This is a genomic window from Hymenobacter sp. BT559, from assembly GCF_016427535.1.
GTDB lineage: Bacteria > Bacteroidota > Bacteroidia > Cytophagales > Hymenobacteraceae > Hymenobacter.
In genome coordinates this window covers 158,154-175,794 of record NZ_JAELXV010000006.1, presented here as the reverse complement: position 1 = coordinate 175,794, position 17,641 = coordinate 158,154, and the positions used below count along the sequence as shown (strand labels likewise).

Here is a 17,641-nt window from a genome sequence, read left to right as displayed (position 1 = left end):
AAGCCGAGCCGCTTAGTAGCGGTATACTTTGTCGGCATCGTTGCTACGGAACTGCTCTTCGAAGTACTTAGCATCTTCGGCATTGCGGGGTTTCACGCCCATTACAATACCGCCATTCTTGATGCCTTCTTCGTATTCGGTAGCGTGCTCCTCAGGAATGCCCGAGCCTACAAGGGCGCCTACTAGGCCACCCGTGAGGCCACCAGCACCAGCACCAGCCAGCGCTGCTGCCAGCGGGCCAGCAATAATGAGACCTAGGCCCGGCAGAGCTACCGACGTACCAATAGCAGCGATAGCGCCAATGATAGCGCCAGCCGTGCCACCGATGGCCGAGCCTACGCCCGCACCTTCCATGGCCTTGTCACCTAGCTCCGTGTGCTCCGCGTTGTCACCGAAATGGCGGTCACGCGTCTCGTCCGACATCATCAGGTGTACATCGTCTTTGTGGTAGCCACGCTCGTGCAGCGACTGGTAAGCCTTTTCGGCGCTGCTGCGGTCGCGGAAAATACCGCTCGTGGTGCTGCCTTCGCGATAGTCACCATCGTAGCTATCATTTTCGCCAGTGAAAGCATCTTTCACAGCGTGGGCGGCGCGGTCAGTCGTGTTTTGCACGGCATCAACGCCACGGCCTACTGCGGCACCAGCGGTGCCGGCTACTGCGGCACCTTTAGCGGTAGCGCTGTAATCGTCGCCGGGGCGGCTGTCCGAGCCAGCAGCATTGGTAGGTGTCGTAGGCGAGGTAGTAGAGAGGGGCGAGCCCGTAGTAGAATCAAGTTCGGTAGCCGACGACGAGGTCGAGCCGCCCGTGGCGCTGCTGTAGTCGGTGCCAGCATTGTAGCTAGTGCTTTCGTTGCTGGTCAGGCCGCTGTTGCCAAGGCCGGTGCCGGTGTTGCTAGAGCCGTAGTTAGCGCCGGCGCCGGTGCCGCTATTCATCGGATTGTTTGCATCGTTAGTATTCATGGCGAAGGTGGATTGGGTGGAAAGTAACCAGCCCGATATGGCTGGCTTCGGCTGAATTAACGGGGCAAGCTGAATGTGGGTTGCGTTGTCAGTTGTTGCGGGCTAACAGATGTTAGGCCAGCACTAGTCCTAAGGCACAAAAAAAAGCCCTAACGCTAGGTCAGGGCTTTCTTGCAGGTTACTAGGTACTACCTAGCAAGTGGCCGGGCGCTAAGCTTCATTGAGGACGTGCTGCGTGTAATTAGCTTCTTTTTTCCAAAACTCGCGGCACTCCTTTATCAAACTTTTAAGAAAATCTTCGTTTTGCTTCAAGCTGCGCCATTCGCCATACCCTAGGCGTTCGCAGAGCTTATAAAAATTATCGCCTTGGCCTTTAGAGCCTTGCACGCGCACCAACGAGCTCAATAGCGGCCGGCCAGCGGCGTGTTCCTCCGTCGAAATTTCGGCGAGCATTTCATTGAGCCGCGATTTTTCGTGCGAGATATCCAAGTTCAACCCCAATTCGGTTTCTTGCAGCAGTGTGAGGTAGCTGACGGTGCCGGCCTGCTGCCGGGCATAGCGAATAAGGTAGTGACGAAGACGAGTAATCATACGAAAAGTGAGGGGAAAGCAGCTTCGGTGGGCCGTGGAGCCGTGGGTGGGAGGGGAGAGTGGCAGGCTGCTAAAGTAACGAAATAGTTGAGTATGTACGCAGACGCACTATTTCCTGGATTGAAGCTAACCAGCCAGTGCAATTCCCGCGCAGAAACTCAAAAGAACTCTACCACCCTGCCCCACAGCAATCTTGCCAAACTTTTCGAGGGGGCCGGCTAGCGACCCTGGCGGCGGCGTAGTTCGCGCTGAATCAGCAAGAATTCGCGGCTGCTTTGGCCCGCAATCGCAGTGTTCTCATCGGCGCGGCGTAGCAGGTAGGGCATCACGGCCTCTACGGGGCCGTAGGGCACGTACTTGGCCGTGTGGTAGCCGGCGTGGGCCAAGTTGTAGCTTAGGTTATCGCTCATGCCATAGAGCTGGGCAAACCACACGCGCTCGTCTTGCGGAGCTAGGCCGACTTCCTGCATCAACTGCGTGAGCAGCAGCGAGCTGGCCTCGTTGTGCGTGCCCGCGCACAGGCTGATGCGGTCGACGTGGGCGATGCAGTAGCGCAGGCTCTCGTTGTAGAGGTCGTCGGTGTGCTGCTTACTGGGGTTGATGGGATTTTGGTAGCCGCGCTGCTTGGCGGTGCGGGCCTCTTTTTCCATATAGGCACCGCGTACTAGCTTCACCCCTAGGTAGTAGTTGCCCTGCTCGGCACGGTCGTGGGCAGCTTGCAGGGCGTCGAGGCGGTCGTGGCGGTAAAGCTGGTAAGTATTCCACACAATAGCGCGCTCCTGGTTGTAGCGGCGCATCATATCCTCAGCTAGGTCGTCGATGGTTTGTTGAAACCAGCTTTCCTCGGCATCCACAAACAGGCGCACGCCGTGCTGATGGGCGCTGGCGCACAAGGCATCGAGGCGCTGGCGGCCGCGCTCAAAAGCCGCCTGCTCGGCTTCGGTGAGGGCAGTGCCGGCCTGGGTTTTTTCGAGCAGCTCGGTGGCCATCAGGCCCGTGACCTTGAACACCGAAAATGGGATGTTGGGCGTAGTGGCGGCGAGCGCGATGGTGGCCAGAATCTCGTCGCGGGTGCGGTCAAAGCTCTGGTCGTTGCCGGTGCCCTCTACCGAGTAGTCGAGGATGGTGCCGATGTGGTAGCGGCCAAGCTCGGCAATCACAGGCTTGCACTCCTCAATGGTTTCGCCGCCGCAGAACTGCTTAAAAATCGAGTGCTTAATTAAAAACTTCGTGCCGGGTAGGCTGAATTTCAAGGCGGTTTTCATGAGCCCGCCGCCCGTCTTGACCAAGCTGCCATTGTTCATGGCCGCAAACAGGGCGTACATTTTGCGCAGCTCGGTATCGGATTTGGCTTCAAACGCAATGCGCGTGTCGTCGAAGGAAAGGGGCGCCACGGGCACGGCAGAAACGGGAGCAGCCATAAACTTTAGGTACTAACAGTGGAGTGGGAGGGGGAGAAGCGCTTGGCGCCACGAAGGTAACAGTGGCCTTTAGAACCCGGTTCGGCACGGCCGAAGTACTTTTAGGGTTGTAAAACGGAGTGGCACTCCGTTTTGCGCTGTTACCGCGCACCTACTTCGCCTGCCGCCCGGCAGGGCGGGCGCGGAGTGCCACTCCGCGCTGCTCTCTACGAATGGAAAATACCTCTACTGCCGACACCTTCTTCACCCGTCGGCTAGCCCAAAAGGGCCAACCCCTCATCATCGCCGGCCCATGCTCGGCCGAGTCGGAAGAACAAGTGCTGACCGTGGCCCGCGCCCTTAAAGCGGCTGGCCAGGCCGACATGTACCGCGCTGGCATCTGGAAGCCGCGCACCAAGCCCGGCGGCTTTGAAGGCCGCGGTACGGCGGCCCTGCCTTGGCTGCAAGCGGCCCGCGCCGAAACCGGCCTGCCCATGGCCATTGAGGTGGCCACACCCAAGCACGTCGAGGAGGCCTTGAAGCACGGTATCGATGTGCTCTGGATTGGGGCGCGCACTACCGTGAACCCTTTCGCGGTGCAGGAACTGGCCGATGCCCTGGCCGGCACCAATACGCCGGTGATGGTGAAAAACCCTGTGAACCCCGACCTGGCGCTGTGGGCCGGGGCCCTCGAGCGCCTCGAGCGGGCGGGCATTCGCGACCTGGCGGCCATCCACCGCGGGTTTAGCACGTTTGCGCCCTCGCGCTACCGCAATGCGCCCACGTGGGCCATTCCGATTGAGCTGAAAACGCGCTACCCTGAGCTGCCGCTCATCAACGACCCCAGCCACATTGGCGGCAAGCGCGACTTGCTGCTGCCCATTGCGCAGAAGGCGCTGGACCTCGACTATGATGGCCTCATCATCGAAACGCACCCCGACCCCGACCACGCCCTCTCCGACGCGGCCCAGCAAGTGACGCCCGCCCGCCTGCAAGAGCTGCTGAGCGAGTTGAAATATCGTTACCGCTCTAGCGACAACGCCGACTACCGCAATAAGGCCGAGGAGCTGCGCCAGAAAATGGACACCGCCGACCACGAAATCCTGGAAATGCTGGCCCGCCGCATGGCCCTCATTCAGGAGCTGGCCGAGTACAAGAAGGAAAACAACGTAAAAATCCTGCAGCTAGAGCGCTGGCAGGAAATTTTCAAGACCCGCCCGGAGTGGGGCAATAAGTTAAATATCAACGAGAAATTTGTAGGCGAGCTCTACAAGCTCATCCACATCGAAAGCATTCGCCTGCAAACCGAAATACTCAATGGCCGCTCCATCGACGGGCCCACGCACCTAGGGCCGGGGCTGTAAGTAGTGCTTAGGGGGTAGTGCTTAGTTATTAGCACCAAGCACTAATAACTAAGCACTATCCCCTAAGCACTATTCTTTCACCCAGTGGTAGGTCTCGTAGCCGCCCCCGTCGCGGTAGGCCTCTTCGCCGGTTAGCTGAAGCAGCTGCTGGCCGTTTTGCTGCGTCACGTGGTAGTATTTTACTTCATTATTGGTCAGCTTGCCCTCGTTGGTGTTGAACGTGACCGTAGGCATGCCGCCTTGGCCTACTGCTAGCTGGAAATTAAAAGATTGGTCAGACTGATTGGAACGGCGTAGGAGCAGCTGGTTGCCGGCCGTAAAAACCAATTGGCGGGTGTAGCCTTCAGTGCTTGGGGTGTACTGCGGACCGAAAAAAGCGGTTTTTTCCCACTCCCAGTGGCCAGTTTCCATGGCAAGGATATCGTAGTTGGCGGGCCGTATCTCGTCGGCGCTGCGCTCGCAGCCGGTGAGTGAAAACAGCCCGAGCAGCGCGATGAGGAGAGGCTTGGTCATGGAGTGAAAAAAGGAGCCTAGGCGAGTGGGAAGAGCGGTAAGGTACGCAAGAGAGGCGGCGATTTGCAATTTGGTTGCAGGCATTAGTAAAGAAATGCTGGGCCGGGCGCCGTTTATTTGCGGCTGATTGTCGACGTTAGCCTAGTAGTTTGGTAGTGAAGAACCCCCTCGTCATTGGCTCCGAAGCGCTGCCCGCGCTGGCCGATTTTATTCGGCAGCACGCGCCGAGCCGCCTGTTTGTATTGGTCGATACCAACACCGCCCGCGACTGCTACCCCTTACTAGCACCGCACCTGCCCGCCCACGAGCAACTCACCATCGAGGCTGGTGAAGAATATAAAACACTGGCTACCTGCGAGCAAGTATGGGCCTGGCTGACCCAACACCAGGCCGACCGCCACGCGCTGCTGGTTTGCCTGGGTGGTGGCGTTGTGACGGACCTAGGGGGCTTTTGCGCGGCTACCTACAAGCGCGGTATTGCGTGTGCCGTGCTGCCGACCACGCTGCTGGCGCAGGTAGATGCCGGTGTGGGCGGCAAAACGGGCGTCGATTTTGATGGCTTCAAAAACCACATTGGCGTGTTTCAGGAGCCGGCGGGCGTGTTCATCGACCCTGGCTTTTTGCCCACGCTGCCACCGGCCGAGCTACGCTCGGGCTATGCCGAAATCATCAAGCACGCGCTCATTGCCGACGTGGGGGCTTTTCAGGAGCTGCGCGCGCTCGATGTGGCGGCGGTGGCCGACTGGACGCCCATCATCCGGCATTCGGTGGCGCTGAAAGAACAGATTGTGGCCCAAGACCCCCTAGAGGCCGGGCCGCGCAAGCTGCTCAACTTTGGCCACACCGTGGGCCACGCCCTCGAAAGCTACCTGCTGACGCAGCCCGGCCGCGAGGTGCGCCACGGTGAGGCCGTGGCGGCGGGCCTGGTGTGCGAAAGCTGGCTCTCGGTGCAGCGCGGATTGCTGACGGCCGCCGAGCTGGCCGAGGTAGAAACAATAGTGTCCGCAGCGTTCGGCAAAATCGACTTTATTACCCTCGAAACGGAGGCCATTGCGGCCTACGCCGTGCAGGATAAGAAAAACCGCGGTGCTACCATCAACTGCACCTTGCTGCAGGGCCTAGGGCATGGTGTATTCGATCAGCCCATTACACTAGCTGAGATAGTGGCCTCGCTGCAGTACTACAATTCCATTTAATTGAAAGCACTAGTCATGCCGAGCGCAGCGAAGCAGCTCGCGTGCTGACAGTAGGGGTACTACCCCAACGGAGCGGGCGAGCTGCTTTGCTGCGCTCGGCATGACTAGTGATTAATAACGACATGCATCAAACTCTGACCTGGGCCGGTGGCCCGCTCCAAGGCACGGCCCACCTACCGGCTTCTAAAAGCGAAAGCAACCGCGCGTTGCTGCTTCAGAAACTGGCGAGCGGCGGCAGCCTCACCAACCTCTCGGAGGCCAACGACACCGTGCTGATGACGCGCCTGCTCGAAGAGGCCGCTACCACCGACCTGCTAGACGCTCAGGACGCGGGCACCGTGATGCGCTTTATGACCGCCTACCTGGCCGCAAGCGGCTGGCGCGGCGTGCTTACCGGCGCTGCCCGCATGAAGCAGCGCCCCATTGCGGTGCTCGTAGACGGGCTGCGCACCCTAGGTGCCACCATCGACTATGAGGAGCGCGAAGGCTACCCGCCGCTGCGCTTTGGCGGGGGGCAGCTGACGACGCCCGCCGCCGAGCTGGCCGTGCGCGGCGACATCAGCAGCCAGTACATCTCGGCGCTGCTGATGGTGGGGCCGGTGCTGCCCCGCGGCTTGCAGCTGCGGCTGACCGGGCCGGTGGGCTCGCGGCCTTACATCCATCTCACCTTGAACCTAATGCGGCACTTTGGCGCGACTGCTGGAGAGCAAGCGCCCGACCTAGTGGCCGCGCAGCCCGGCGGCTACCGCCCAGCCGACTACGAGGTGGAGAGTGACTGGTCGGCGGCCAGCTACTGGTACGCGTTGGTGGCGCTGGCGCCGGCCGGCTCGTCGATAACCTTGCCTGGCCTACGGGCGCAGTCGTGGCAGGGCGACCACGTCATTCAGCATATTATGACGTCGCTGGGCGTGGCTACCGAGTTTTTGCCCAATGCGGGCGGCGTGCGCCTGACCCAGGTGCCGCTGGCCACGGATAGCCTACTGGCTCAGCCGCTCGACTTCACCGACTGCCCCGACCTGGCCCAGACGGTGGCCGTGGTGGCGGCGGCCCTAGGGGTGCCGCTGCGCCTCACGGGCCTCGATAGCTTGTACATCAAGGAAACCGACCGCGTGGCGGCCCTGCAAAATGAGCTGCGCAAGTTTGGCGGCGACATGGTAGAAGTGAGCCCCGGCGTGTTTGAGATTCAAACGACCGATTTCAAGGTTGACGGCCAAGAAGTTGCTACTTACGAAGACCACCGCATGGCGATGGCCTTTGCACCGCTGGCCTTGCGCGGCCCGCTCACGATACACGAGCCGCAGGTGGTGCGCAAATCGTACCCCAGCTACTGGCGCGAGCTGGCCAAGGTGGGCCTAGCCTAGCGGGCAGCCGGGCGGGGGACCTAGGTGCCCGCCCGGCTGCCTCAATGGTGGATGATATACGTAGAAAAGCTGGGGTAAGTACGTAAAAGCAAGCTGGCCCGTGGTCCCGGGTTGCTACTGGCCGTAAGGCTAGGTACACTCTCCAATTCCTACGTTTCAGCCATGGCAAACGAATCATTGAACATCCTTATCCAGCAAGGCCTAGCCGCCTTGAAGGAAGGCAGCAAAATAGCCGCCGCCGCCACCGACGAAATCCAAGACGACGCTACAGACTCGCAGCTGAAAGCTGCGCTAGAGCAGGGCAACCAACAATCGAAGCAGTGGGCCACCCGCATCGAGCGGTCGTATGAGGCCGCTGGTGGCAAGGGCGACGAAGAAAACCCCATTCTCGAAGCTCATTACAAGGTTAGTAAGAAAATCCGCGGCGAAGCCAAGGACGACTACTCGCGTGACCTAGGCATTATTGCCGCCGGCCAGCTGGCCCTGCACTATTGGATTGCCTCTTTCGGCACGCTCACCAACTACGCCAAGCAGAACGGCTTGACTCAGGTAGCCGAGGACCTGCACACCTGCCTGACCGAAGCCAAACAAGCCGACGAGCAGCATACTGCGCTAGCCGAGCAAATCCTAGGTAAGAACTAAGGCTGGTGCCACGCACCTAGCCTACGTAAAGCCGGCCAGGTAGCCTAATAAGCTGCCTGGCCGGTTTTTTGTGCGCCTGGCCCGCGTGGCCAGAGGCCCGCTTCATGCAGCCTAGCCCGGCAGTTGGTGTATTTTGCGCGTCTATGCGGGTATTTCTTCTTATTACGGCGTGCGCCCTAGGTGCCTTTAGCAGCCACGCCCAGGCCTACACCCCCACCGAGGTAGCGCGCTGGCGGCAGCAGGCGCAGCAAGTGCGCATCACGCGCGATACCTGGGGCGTGCCCCACGTGAGCGGTAAAACCGACGCCGATGCCGTATTTGGCCTGCTCTACGCGCAGTGCGAAGACGATTTTGCCCGGGTCGAAGACAACTACTTAGAAGCCCTAGGTCGGCGGGCCGAGGTAGAAGGCGAAGCGGCGCTCTACACCGACCTGCGGGCGCGGCTCTTCATGGACACTACCCGGGCCATCGCCGTGTACAAGCAAAGCCCGGTTTGGATGAAGCAGTTGCTCGATGGCTTTGCGGCGGGCACCAACTACTACCTAGCTACGCACCCTACGGTGAAGCCTAGATTACTGCGCCGGTTTCAGCCCTGGATGCCGCTGCTCTTCAGCGAGGGCAGCATTGGCGGCAACGTGAGTGTGGTGCCAGTCGAGCGCATCAAGGCCTTCTATAGCCAGCAAAAAACGACTTCGTGGCAGCGGCCCGATTTCGATAAATATGACCGCGAGCCCACGGGCTCTAACGGCTTTGCCATTGCGCCCAGCAAGAGCGCTAGCGGGCACGCACTGCTGCTGATTAACCCGCACACCTCGTTTTACTTCCGCTCGGAGGTGCAGATGACCAGCCAGGCGGGCCTCAATGCCTACGGCGCCGTAACATGGGGGCAGTTTTTCATCTACCAAGGCTTTAACGAGCACTGCGGCTGGATGCACACCAGCAGCCAGGCCGACTCGATGGATGAATACCTCGAAACGGTGACTCAGCAAGATGGCAAGTACACTTATCTGTACAACGGCCAGGTGCGCCCCATGCAGACCGAAGAAGTGTCGCTGGCTTACCGAAAAGATGGGCAGTTGCTGCGCCGCAAATTCACGATTTACCGCACCGGCCACGGCCCGGTGGTGGGTGAGCTGAATGGCAAGTGGGTGACGGTGAAAATGATGGATACACCGCTGGCCGCCCTCGAGCAGTCGTATCTGCGCACCAAAGCCACCGACTATGCCAGCTTTCAGAAGGTAATGGCTTTGAATGGCAACGCGACCAATAACACGGTCTTTGCCGATAAGAACGGGACCATCGCGTACTGGCACGGCAATTTTATGCCGCGCCGCCCGGCCGGCTACGACTGGAACCAGCCCGTGGAAGGCCGCTCGGATAGCACCGAGTGGCAGGGCCTGCATCCCCTAGGTGACCTAGTGCAGGTGAAAAACCCGGCGAGCGGGTTTATTCAAAATTGCAACGCCACGCCCTACACCGTATCGGGCCCGGCCAGCAGCCCCGACAAAGCCAAATACCCCGCCTACATGGCGCCCGACGCCGAAAACTACCGCGGCATCAACGCTGTGCGGGTATTGAGCCGCAAGCAAAGCTTCACGCTCGATACGCTCATCGCGGCAGCCAACGACCCGTACCTAGCAGGCTTCGAGCAGCTGGTGCCGGCGCTGCTAAACGACTACCAGCTGCTGGCCGACATGCCGCGCGACCCTTTTCCGCAGAACTTGCAGCAAGCCATCGAAGTGCTGCGCGGCTGGGACTTGCGCTACGCCAAAACCTCGGTGGCCCAGACGCTGGCTATCTACTGGGGCGAGCGCATTTTGAAGCTAGGCCGCAGCCGCGTACCCGCTGGCAAGCCGCTCGATTACCTCAGCCTAACTACGTTCACCATCGAGCAAACCACGCCCGAGGAGAAAGTTGCCGCTCTTACCGAAGCCCTGGCCGAGCTCAAGCGCGACTTCGGCAAGTGGCAAACGCCCTGGGGCGAGGTCAACCGCTACCAGCGCTTGACCGGCCGCATCCAGGAAACCTACGATGACAAGCAGCCCAGTCAGCCGGTGGCGTTCACATCGTCGGCCTGGGGCTCGCTGGCCGCGTTTGGGGCCAAAACCTACCCCGGCACTACCAAGCGCTATGGCTACGTGGGCAACAGCTTTGTGGCGGTGGTAGAGTTTGGCCCTAGGGTAGTGGCCCGCTCGGTGGTGACGGGTGGCGCTAGCAGCCAGCCGGGTACCAAGCACTTCACCGACCAAGCTCCACTGTATTGCGAAGGCCAATTCAAAGACGTGTGGTTTTACCCTGAAGACGTGGCACAGCACGTAGAGCGGGCGTATCGGCCGGGGGAATAAGGACGCTTGTTTATGCACAAACTACTAAGCTGCCTATTGCTGCTGGTTCCGCTCCTAGGTAGCGGGCAAGCAACCACCACGCTGCTACGCCCTGCCGCCGTCTTCGATGGCCAAGACCTGCACCCTGGCTGGGCGGTGCTGGTGGAAGGAGATAAAATCAAGGCCCTAGGTCCCGCCGCGCAGCTCGTGGCGCCGGCCGGCGCTACTACGCTGGAGCTACCCGGCCTCACGCTGCTGCCGGGCCTGATTGAGGGGCACTCGCACCTGCTGCTGCACCCCTACAACGAAACCAGCTGGAACGACCAAGTGCTGACCGAGCCGCTGGCCTTGCGCGTGGCGCGGGCCACGGTGCACGCCCAGCGCACGCTGCAGGCGGGCTTCACCACCGCCCGCGACCTAGGCACCGAAGGCGCGGGCTACGCCGATGTGGGCCTCAAGCAAGCCATTGACCAAGGCATTATTCCGGGGCCGCGGCTGCTGGTGGCCACGCGGGCGCTAGTGGCTACGGGCAGTTATGGCCCACACTTAGCGGCCGTAGAAGACTTGCCCCAGGGCGCCCAAGAGGCCGATGGGGTAGACGGCATCATCCGAGCCGTTCGGGAGCAAATTGGACACGGCGCCGACGTGATAAAAGTGTATGCTGACTACCGCTGGGGCCTAGGTGGCACCGCGCAGCCCACCTTCTCGCAAGACGAATTGGCCCTCATTGTGCAAACGGCGCGCTCGGCGGGCCGGGGCGTGGTGGCCCACGCCAGCACTGCCGAGGGTATGCGCCGCGCCACGCTAGCCGGCGTCGAAACCATTGAGCACGGCGATGGCGGTACGCTTGAGGTATTTCGGCTGATGATGCAGCGTGGCGTAGCTTTTTGCCCCACCGTGGCCGCCACCGATGCTACCTCGCAGTACCGCGGCTGGAAAAAAGGCCAGCAGCCCGAGCCCCAACGCATTCTCGACAAGCGCCGCGCCATGCAAGCTGCCCGCCAGGCTGGCGTGACGTTGGCCGTGGGTGGCGACGTGGGCGTTTTTGCCCACGGCGACAACGTCCGCGAGATGGAACTACTGGTGCAGGAATACGGCCTAGGTACCTTAGAAGTGTTGCGAGCCGCCACCAGCGGCAACGCCCGCATCTTTCACCTCGCCGACCGCGGCCGCCTCGCGCCTGGCCTGCTCGCCGACCTCGTGGCCGTAGCCGGCGACCCTACCCAGCAAGTACAGGCCCTGCACCAGGTAAAGCTGGTGATGAAGGGTGGCGTGGTAGTAAAGAGCAACTAACGCCTTAACAATTGTCCTTGCTTCATTGTGTAGAGGCACGATAAAGCAAGGACAATTGTGACTTAATTCCCATTAGAACGGATAGCCGATACCGATATTAAGCGCGGTCTGGTAACGGGTCTGACTCAACACGTTGCGAATAGCCCAGCGCTGGGCGGCGGTGGGGTCGTAGACCTTAGTGGCAATGTCGAAGCGCAGAATCAGGAACGTAAAGTCGAAGCGGACACCAAGGCCCGAGCCAACAGCAAACTGCTGGGCAAAGGAGTTGAACCGGAACTCGGCGCCCGGCCGGTTGGCATCGGGTTGCAGTGTCCACACGTTGCCGAAGTCCGTGAATAGCGCGCCTTTGATAAAAGAGTACACCGGAAAGCGATACTCTACTGAGCCTTCCAGCAGTAGCTCGCCGGGCTGCTCCGTGATATAATCGCGCTCGCCGGTAGCAAATTTGGTGGCGTAGGAGCCGGTACCGAGGCGCCGCGGCTGCCAGGCCCGCACACTGTTGGAGCCCCCCACGAAGAAATATTTATCGTAGGGGATGGTGTAGGTACTGACTGCGGGGTTGGTGGCAGTCGGGGTTGGGGTTAAGGCGTGGGCCACGCCCCCATTGAGGCGCCAGGCAAAGTAGGTAAGAGGCGATAGCTTATAATAGCGGCGGTAGTCGACCGCAATTTTGGCGAAGTTGTAGACCTCGGTTTGGTTTTCGGGCTCGCGGTCACCTCTAAACCACGTTTTAGTGCGGTAGAGATTGCGCGTCAGGCCCCCCACCTCCACAAACATGCGCAGGTAGCGGGCGTTGCGCGTTTGGGTGATGTCGTTGGAGTTATAGATGGAGGTGAAGCTGAAACTCGGTTCGTAGATAGACCGAAACGACTGGTAAAGCGGGCTGCCCTCTAGGCGATAACGCTCTAGAAGGGCGCGGTAGTCATCCCGGATAAAGGGGGTTTTGACGAGCGCCGCATCAACGGGCGTAAAAACATATTGGTGAAAGGGTGACGTTTGCCAGAGGTAGTCGAGGGTAAATTCGGCGTTGGTGCGCGTGTAGAAAGGGGTGCGGGTGTAGGTCTGCGACACCGAAAAGCGAGTGCGGGGCTGGTAGTCGCGCAACGAGCGCCCTAGGCCAAACGGTAGCAAAAACTTAGGTATCAACAGCGCCGCCGTTGCCCCGTACTGCACCGTATACACGCTGTTTTGCTGCACGTTGGTGCCGTCGGTGGTACCTAGGCGGCTGTATTGGCCTTCAAAGCCCACGCGGCCACTTAGCTCCAGCACTTCGGCCCCGTGAAATGGGTTGCGCCATTTCAAGCGCAGGTTGGCAAAGGGCCCGGCCTTTTCGGCCACGTAAGTGCCCCCAAATTCGGTAGTCTCAGCAAAGCGAGGGCTAGGAGAGGCCGTTACCAGCGCATCGAGGTAGTGGTCGGTAGCAGGCGCCGCCAGAGTATCGGAGGCCGAGCCTTTGGCGTCCGGTACCTTGCTAAACGACACGTTATTAAACCGGTACATGTCCAGTGCCGACAGCTGGCGACTGGTGCGCTGGGTGCGGGTTAGGTTATAGAGCTGGCCGGGGCGCAGCGTTATCTGGCGGGTAAGGATGCTGGGCTTAATGGGCAGCGGCCCGCGGCTGGCAAACGCCACCGAGTCGAAGCGCACCGTGTCGCGCGGCGCCAAGCGCGGGCGGCCCCGGCGCCGGGCGGCCAGCGAGTCGGCCACGGCGGCGGGCGTCACGCCGGCCGGCATGTTGGCCGTGGAGATACTGCCTATAGAGCCTTCGGCTTCGGGTGCGGTGGCGTTTCGGCGAGCTAGGCGCCGACGGCCCAGGCGGGCCGTGTCGCCGGCCAGGCTGCGTAGCACCTGGCCCTGGCCGGCATCAGCTAGCATCGTAACCTCGCGCAGGCGGTAGCGGCGGTGCCCGCCAGCGGGGCTGGCCACCAGCAGCCGCAGCCGCACCCGCGTTTTCTCGAAGCTGGTATCAGCCTCTAGGGTAATGTATTGGGCCCGGAAATCGTAGTAGCCAGCATTCTTGAGCAGGGTTTCGAGCCGCTGCCGCTCCTGGCCAATCAGGTCTTCGTTGTAGGCATCGCCCACGTGCAGCAGCGCCGCGCCCTGGCCCTGCGCCACCACCCGCGCCACCCCCGAGTCGGGGATGCTGCGGGTGTACTGGCTCAGGGTAAAGCCCGGCCCTTCCTCGACCTGGTACGTAACCGTGACGCGCCGGTGCAGGCGCTGGCCCGCTGAGTCGCGCAGAGGCACGGCGTGCACCGGCTTGTTGCGCAGCTGCAACACCCGCAAGATGCCATCGACTAGGCTGCGCTTCGAGCGGGCCGAATCGGTGTAAGTAACCTGCGCCCGAAAAAAGCCCTGCGAGCGCAGGTAAGTCGTGAGCTGGTCGACGGTGCGCCGGCTCAGGTCAGGGTCGTAGATAACAGGCGGCTCGCCGAGGCGCATAATGGCGTTGCCCTTGGCCAGGGCCTGCTCTTTGCGCTGCAGCAGGCGGTCGCGCCGGGCCGTCAGCTTGCCTATCTTGGCCGTGTCGGTGCCGGCCGCCGTTAGCTTTTTGGTATACTTAGCCTGGATGCGGTCAATTTTTTCGCGAATCTTGGCCGAGTCGTAAAACGAGTGCCCAAACTGGTATACAGCCAGCCTAGGAATGGGCAGGTTGCGGTTGGGTTTTTGCTGCACCAGCGTCAGCAGGCGCTCTTGCTGGGCCGCACTCAGGTCGTGGCTTTCCACCTCTACCTGCGTGAGCAGGCGCTGATTAGGCTGTAGCAGGCGCAGCGGCGAGCAGCCCGCCGCCAGCCACAGCAGCGCGGTTAGCAGCCCAAGGCCGGGGGCAAGCGTAAGTTTGCGTACTTTCTCCAATGGTATCTAAAGCCCTCGCCAAATACATCCGGGCGCTGCATCAGCGCAAATATCGGCAACGCCACGCCGCCTTCCTGGTCGAAGGTGCCAAAAGCGTGCTAGAACTGCTAAGCTCCGGGCTTGGCATCGAGCATGTAGTGGCTACCACCGCCTTTGCCGAGCAGCTGGCCGCCAGCCGCTCGCTGCCGCCCGGCGTGCCCCTGCACCTGGCCTCCGAAGACGAGCTAACCCAGCTCGGCACCCTGCAAACCAACGCTGCCGCGCTGGCCGTAGTATCGCAGCCGTCCCAGCCGCCGCTGCCCGCCGCCCTGCCCGCCAGCCGCCTCGTGCTGGCCCTCGACAACGTGGCCGACCCCGGCAACCTAGGTACCCTGTGGCGTCTGGCCGACTGGTACGGCCTGCCCGGCTTGGTGCTGAGCGAAAACTGCGCCGACCCCTACAACCCCAAAGCCGTGGCCGCCAGCATGGGCGCCTTTGGCCGGGTGCCCGTGTGGGCCGACCGCGACCTAGGGGCTTGGCTAGGCACGCTGCCCCCAGAAGTCGGTATCTACGGCGCCGACCTAGAGGGCGACAACGTGCATCACCTCACCTTGCAGCCGGCCGGCGTGCTTGTGATGGGCAGCGAAAGCCACGGCCTCAGCCCCGAGGTGGCGGCGCAGCTCACGCGGCGGTTGCACATTCCGCACGGTCCCGGCGGCCGGGCCGAAAGTCTCAATGTGGCCGTGTCGGCCGCCATTTTGCTCGATAACTTTTTTCGAAATCTATAAACCACCACACGCCACGGGGCCCTAGGTGGCTGTAGTAACCTCTACAGCCACCTAGGGCCCCGTGGCGTGTGGCAAGGAGCACTGCGCGTTAGCCACCCAGGCGCACCCCGAAGCTCAGCGTTTGGGCCTGGGGACCCTGGCCCTCGCGGAACAACTCGTTGAGGTTGTACTTGGCGAAGAACGTGAGCCCGTGGTAGCCAATTACACCCTGCAGGCCATACTGCCAGTCGGTGAGGTTGTAGGAGCCGTGGTTTTTGTCCTTGTAGGTGTTGCCTTCTTCGAAGTACTTGAGCTTGGTCCAGCTACCTAGGCGGTAGCCCACAAAGCCCCCCGCCCCGATGGTGAAGCCGCTGCGCGAATGGCCTCTTTCATTTTTTTCGCGCAGGTTGAGCTGGAACATCAGCGGCACGGTGAAGGTCGATGTCGCCAGCTTGGTTTTCTGATATTGGCGGCCGTTGGTTTCGAGCACTGCGCTGGTCACGCCGTTCTGGTTTATCCACTTGTTGTTGCCCTCCAGCATGTAGTTATTGAAGGCAAACTCGGGCCCGAAGACGATATAAGCCGGGCTGTGCGTGCCGCCCAGGCGCACGTGCGCATCAAGGTTGAGGCTGACGTAGCGCGAGCCCATTGTGCGCAGCTCGGGCGCGCCGCTGCCTTTGTTCGTCAGCGCATTCAGCCCTAGGTCTACTACTACAAAGGTTTTGACCCGGTTGCGCGCCTGGTTGGCTTCGTACAGCGAGTCGCGGTGGGCCTGGCGCTCGGCCTTGGTAGCGGCGGCGCGGGGCTGGTCGTTGTTTTTGCGGTCAATGTTCACCACCATGCCAAACTTCTTTTCTAGCAGCACCTCTACCTTGTTGCTGGGGCCGTAGGCGCGGTTAGTAGACTTGTGGGTGGTGATGCGAATTTGCTCGGGCAGGTTTTGACCGGGGGCGTCTTGGTTGGGGAAAAATTCCATCGTGACGCGGTCGGTTTTGGCACCTTTGGCCGCCTCATCGGCCCGCTTGATGTAGGTGCCTAGCCGCGCCACCAGCGAGTCGAGGTGGTACTGGGGTAGCTGGCGTAGCTGCTGGGCATCGCGCACCACCAGCGTCATAACCGCCTTGTTGGGTAGGCGCACCACGATGGTATCGGTGGGCGGGGCGGCCAGCATACGGGCCTGGGCACCAGTGGCAGCGGCGGCAAACAGGGCTAAGAGAGCGGCAGAAAAAATAGCAGGTTTCATGGTGAAAAAAAGGCAAGAGGGTGAGGAACAGCGCGGCGGGCAAAGCCGGGCCTAGGTAGAAAATGCAGGTTTGGGAAGAGGAAAAGCCGGCGGGCGCAGGCCTAGAGCTGAATGGTTTTCGAAAGCACCCGGCCACCTAGGCGGGCACGCAGGGTCACGGTTTCGGCGGGATTGGTAACCTCGGCTAGGTTTACCGATTCGCCGTGCACCAAGCGGTCGGCCTGGCGCAGCAGGCCCCCGAGCCGCAGGCGCCGGCGAGCGGGCGTCGGGGCGGTTTCCGTCACGGCTACTGCTACCACTACGGGTGGCGCCAGGGTAGCCGGGACCGGGCCGCGCCGCACTTCTACATCGATGATTTCGGGCTCAGCGGTGATTGCGGAGGCCATCGCGAGGGTAGCGGGCGCTGGAGCTTGGCTATGAGGTACTGGTACTGGTTGGGTAGGCAGGGGCTGGCTGGCCGGGCGCCGCTGCCCGGTGGTAGCCAACTGGCTCGCCGCCGCGTCCGGCTGCGGGCGATGGCTGCCGGCTGCCCGGTCGGCCGCAGCGGCGCGGCGCGGCCGGGTAGTGGTGGCCATCGGGGTGCTAGATGTAGAAGCGCGGGGTGCGGTTGCCCGGTCGGCCAAAAAATGTTTGTTTTTTTCTGGAGCCGTAGCAGCAGCCTGTGCCACTGCCTGGCCGGCTGCTGCGCCGCCTAGGGTAGTAGCAGCCGGCCCTTGGTCGGCAAGCGTTGAATGGCCCGGCGTGGCGGGTGCCGTGCGCTGCGCTAGGATCGGCCTCTGTGGCGAAGGGGCTGTAGCCAGCCCGTTGTCTTTAGAGTCAAAAGAGCCGCGCCACAGGCCTGCGCCACCCACCAGCAATAGTAGTAAGAGCACGGCCGCGGCCGAGTACTGCCACCAGGCCGCCACCCGCCGCCGGCGGGGCTGCGGGCGCAGGTGCTCGTCTGCGAGGCGCTCCCACAGTTCGCGCCGGGGCGGCGTGGCGTGGCCGTGCAGGCCCGCCCGAAACAGCGTGTCTAGCGGCTCAGCTTCTGCCGGCTCGGTAGGGGCGGCGGGGTCGGGCAGCTGCAGGCGCGCCCACAGGTCGTCGCCAGGCGGCGAGGCGTGGCCGTCGAGTTTCTGTCGAAATAGGTCGTCAATATCTTCGGGATTCATA

Annotated in this window: 14 protein-coding genes; 7 read left to right on the top strand and 7 right to left on the bottom strand. The window is 61.8% G+C overall.

Annotated elements, in window-relative coordinates; all coding sequences use genetic code 11:
* Positions 1 to 12 precede the first annotated feature (12 nt).
* The 3 genes from JAO77_RS24595 to JAO77_RS18730 all read right to left on the bottom strand — a co-directional run bounded on the left by JAO77_RS24595 (position 13) and on the right by JAO77_RS18730 (position 2,972).
* Complete coding sequence (locus JAO77_RS24595) at positions 13 to 960, bottom strand: hypothetical protein (RefSeq protein WP_370550238.1); 948 nt, start codon at positions 958 to 960, stop codon at positions 13 to 15.
* A 210-nt stretch (positions 961 to 1,170) separates the two neighbouring features.
* Positions 1,171 to 1,551, bottom strand: coding sequence for a hypothetical protein (locus JAO77_RS18735; protein WP_198991967.1), 381 nt, complete (start codon positions 1,549 to 1,551; stop codon positions 1,171 to 1,173).
* Positions 1,552 to 1,769: 218 nt separating this feature from the next.
* Entirely contained in the window at positions 1,770 to 2,972 is a 1,203-nt protein-coding gene (locus JAO77_RS18730) for a proline dehydrogenase family protein (protein WP_198991966.1), read from the bottom strand.
* 212 nt (positions 2,973 to 3,184) lie between these two features.
* Here JAO77_RS18730 and JAO77_RS18725 point away from each other — a divergent pair, with 212 nt between their 5' ends.
* On the top strand, positions 3,185 to 4,315 hold the full coding sequence (locus tag JAO77_RS18725; protein WP_198991965.1) for a chorismate mutase: 1,131 nt from the start codon (positions 3,185 to 3,187) through the stop codon (positions 4,313 to 4,315).
* Positions 4,316 to 4,384: 69 nt separating this feature from the next.
* Here the strand turns inward: JAO77_RS18725 and JAO77_RS18720 are convergent, their stop codons facing one another.
* Positions 4,385 to 4,828: a hypothetical protein gene (locus tag JAO77_RS18720; RefSeq protein WP_198991964.1), complete on the bottom strand. Its 444-nt coding sequence runs from the start codon at positions 4,826 to 4,828 to the stop codon at positions 4,385 to 4,387.
* 155 nt (positions 4,829 to 4,983) lie between these two features.
* On the opposite strand from JAO77_RS18720, the gene aroB reads away from it, so the two are divergent.
* From aroB to JAO77_RS18695, 5 genes are all read left to right on the top strand, one after another.
* The gene (aroB, locus tag JAO77_RS18715) at positions 4,984 to 6,024 is read left to right on the top strand and encodes a 3-dehydroquinate synthase (RefSeq protein WP_198991963.1); all 1,041 of its coding nucleotides are present in this window, start codon (positions 4,984 to 4,986) and stop codon (positions 6,022 to 6,024) included.
* 122 nt (positions 6,025 to 6,146) lie between these two features.
* Positions 6,147 to 7,385, top strand: coding sequence for a 3-phosphoshikimate 1-carboxyvinyltransferase (locus JAO77_RS18710; protein ID WP_198991962.1), 1,239 nt, complete (start codon positions 6,147 to 6,149; stop codon positions 7,383 to 7,385).
* Positions 7,386 to 7,547: 162 nt separating this feature from the next.
* A complete protein-coding gene (locus JAO77_RS18705; RefSeq protein WP_198991961.1) occupies positions 7,548 to 8,027 on the top strand; it encodes a YciE/YciF ferroxidase family protein in 480 nt (159 codons plus the stop codon).
* 143 nt (positions 8,028 to 8,170) lie between these two features.
* On the top strand, positions 8,171 to 10,372 hold the full coding sequence (locus JAO77_RS18700; RefSeq protein ID WP_198991960.1) for a penicillin acylase family protein: 2,202 nt from the start codon (positions 8,171 to 8,173) through the stop codon (positions 10,370 to 10,372).
* Between the two features lie 12 nt (positions 10,373 to 10,384).
* A complete protein-coding gene (locus JAO77_RS18695; protein ID WP_198991959.1) occupies positions 10,385 to 11,644 on the top strand; it encodes a metal-dependent hydrolase family protein in 1,260 nt (419 codons plus the stop codon).
* A 72-nt stretch (positions 11,645 to 11,716) separates the two neighbouring features.
* Here JAO77_RS18695 and JAO77_RS18690 read toward each other — a convergent pair whose 3' ends face one another.
* Positions 11,717 to 14,500: a BamA/TamA family outer membrane protein gene (locus tag JAO77_RS18690; RefSeq protein ID WP_198991958.1), complete on the bottom strand. Its 2,784-nt coding sequence runs from the start codon at positions 14,498 to 14,500 to the stop codon at positions 11,717 to 11,719.
* Between JAO77_RS18690 and JAO77_RS18685 the strand changes: the two genes are divergently transcribed.
* Positions 14,500 to 15,267, top strand: coding sequence for a TrmH family RNA methyltransferase (locus JAO77_RS18685; protein ID WP_198991957.1), 768 nt, complete (start codon positions 14,500 to 14,502; stop codon positions 15,265 to 15,267). The two genes, JAO77_RS18690 and JAO77_RS18685, sit on opposite strands and share 1 nt — an antisense overlap.
* 88 nt (positions 15,268 to 15,355) lie before the next feature.
* Here JAO77_RS18685 and JAO77_RS18680 read toward each other — a convergent pair whose 3' ends face one another.
* Entirely contained in the window at positions 15,356 to 16,489 is a 1,134-nt protein-coding gene (locus tag JAO77_RS18680) for an outer membrane beta-barrel protein (RefSeq protein WP_198991956.1), read from the bottom strand.
* A gap of 101 nt (positions 16,490 to 16,590) precedes the next feature.
* A complete protein-coding gene (locus JAO77_RS18675) occupies positions 16,591 to 17,640 on the bottom strand; it encodes a hypothetical protein (RefSeq protein WP_198991955.1) in 1,050 nt (349 codons plus the stop codon).
* Between the last annotated feature and the right edge of the window lies 1 nt (position 17,641).

Coding starts and splice junctions, on each gene's coding strand:
- JAO77_RS24595 (WP_370550238.1), bottom strand. CDS start 960: ATGAATACTAACGATGCAAACAATCCGATGAATAGCGGCACCGGCGCC.
- JAO77_RS18735 (WP_198991967.1), bottom strand. CDS start 1,551: ATGATTACTCGTCTTCGTCACTACCTTATTCGCTATGCCCGGCAGCAG.
- JAO77_RS18730 (WP_198991966.1), bottom strand. CDS start 2,972: ATGGCTGCTCCCGTTTCTGCCGTGCCCGTGGCGCCCCTTTCCTTCGAC.
- JAO77_RS18725 (WP_198991965.1), top strand. CDS start 3,185: ATGGAAAATACCTCTACTGCCGACACCTTCTTCACCCGTCGGCTAGCC.
- JAO77_RS18720 (WP_198991964.1), bottom strand. CDS start 4,828: ATGACCAAGCCTCTCCTCATCGCGCTGCTCGGGCTGTTTTCACTCACC.
- JAO77_RS18710 (WP_198991962.1), top strand. CDS start 6,147: ATGCATCAAACTCTGACCTGGGCCGGTGGCCCGCTCCAAGGCACGGCC.
- JAO77_RS18705 (WP_198991961.1), top strand. CDS start 7,548: ATGGCAAACGAATCATTGAACATCCTTATCCAGCAAGGCCTAGCCGCC.
- JAO77_RS18700 (WP_198991960.1), top strand. CDS start 8,171: ATGCGGGTATTTCTTCTTATTACGGCGTGCGCCCTAGGTGCCTTTAGC.
- JAO77_RS18695 (WP_198991959.1), top strand. CDS start 10,385: ATGCACAAACTACTAAGCTGCCTATTGCTGCTGGTTCCGCTCCTAGGT.
- JAO77_RS18685 (WP_198991957.1), top strand. CDS start 14,500: ATGGTATCTAAAGCCCTCGCCAAATACATCCGGGCGCTGCATCAGCGC.
- JAO77_RS18680 (WP_198991956.1), bottom strand. CDS start 16,489: ATGAAACCTGCTATTTTTTCTGCCGCTCTCTTAGCCCTGTTTGCCGCC.
- JAO77_RS18675 (WP_198991955.1), bottom strand. CDS start 17,640: ATGAATCCCGAAGATATTGACGACCTATTTCGACAGAAACTCGACGGC.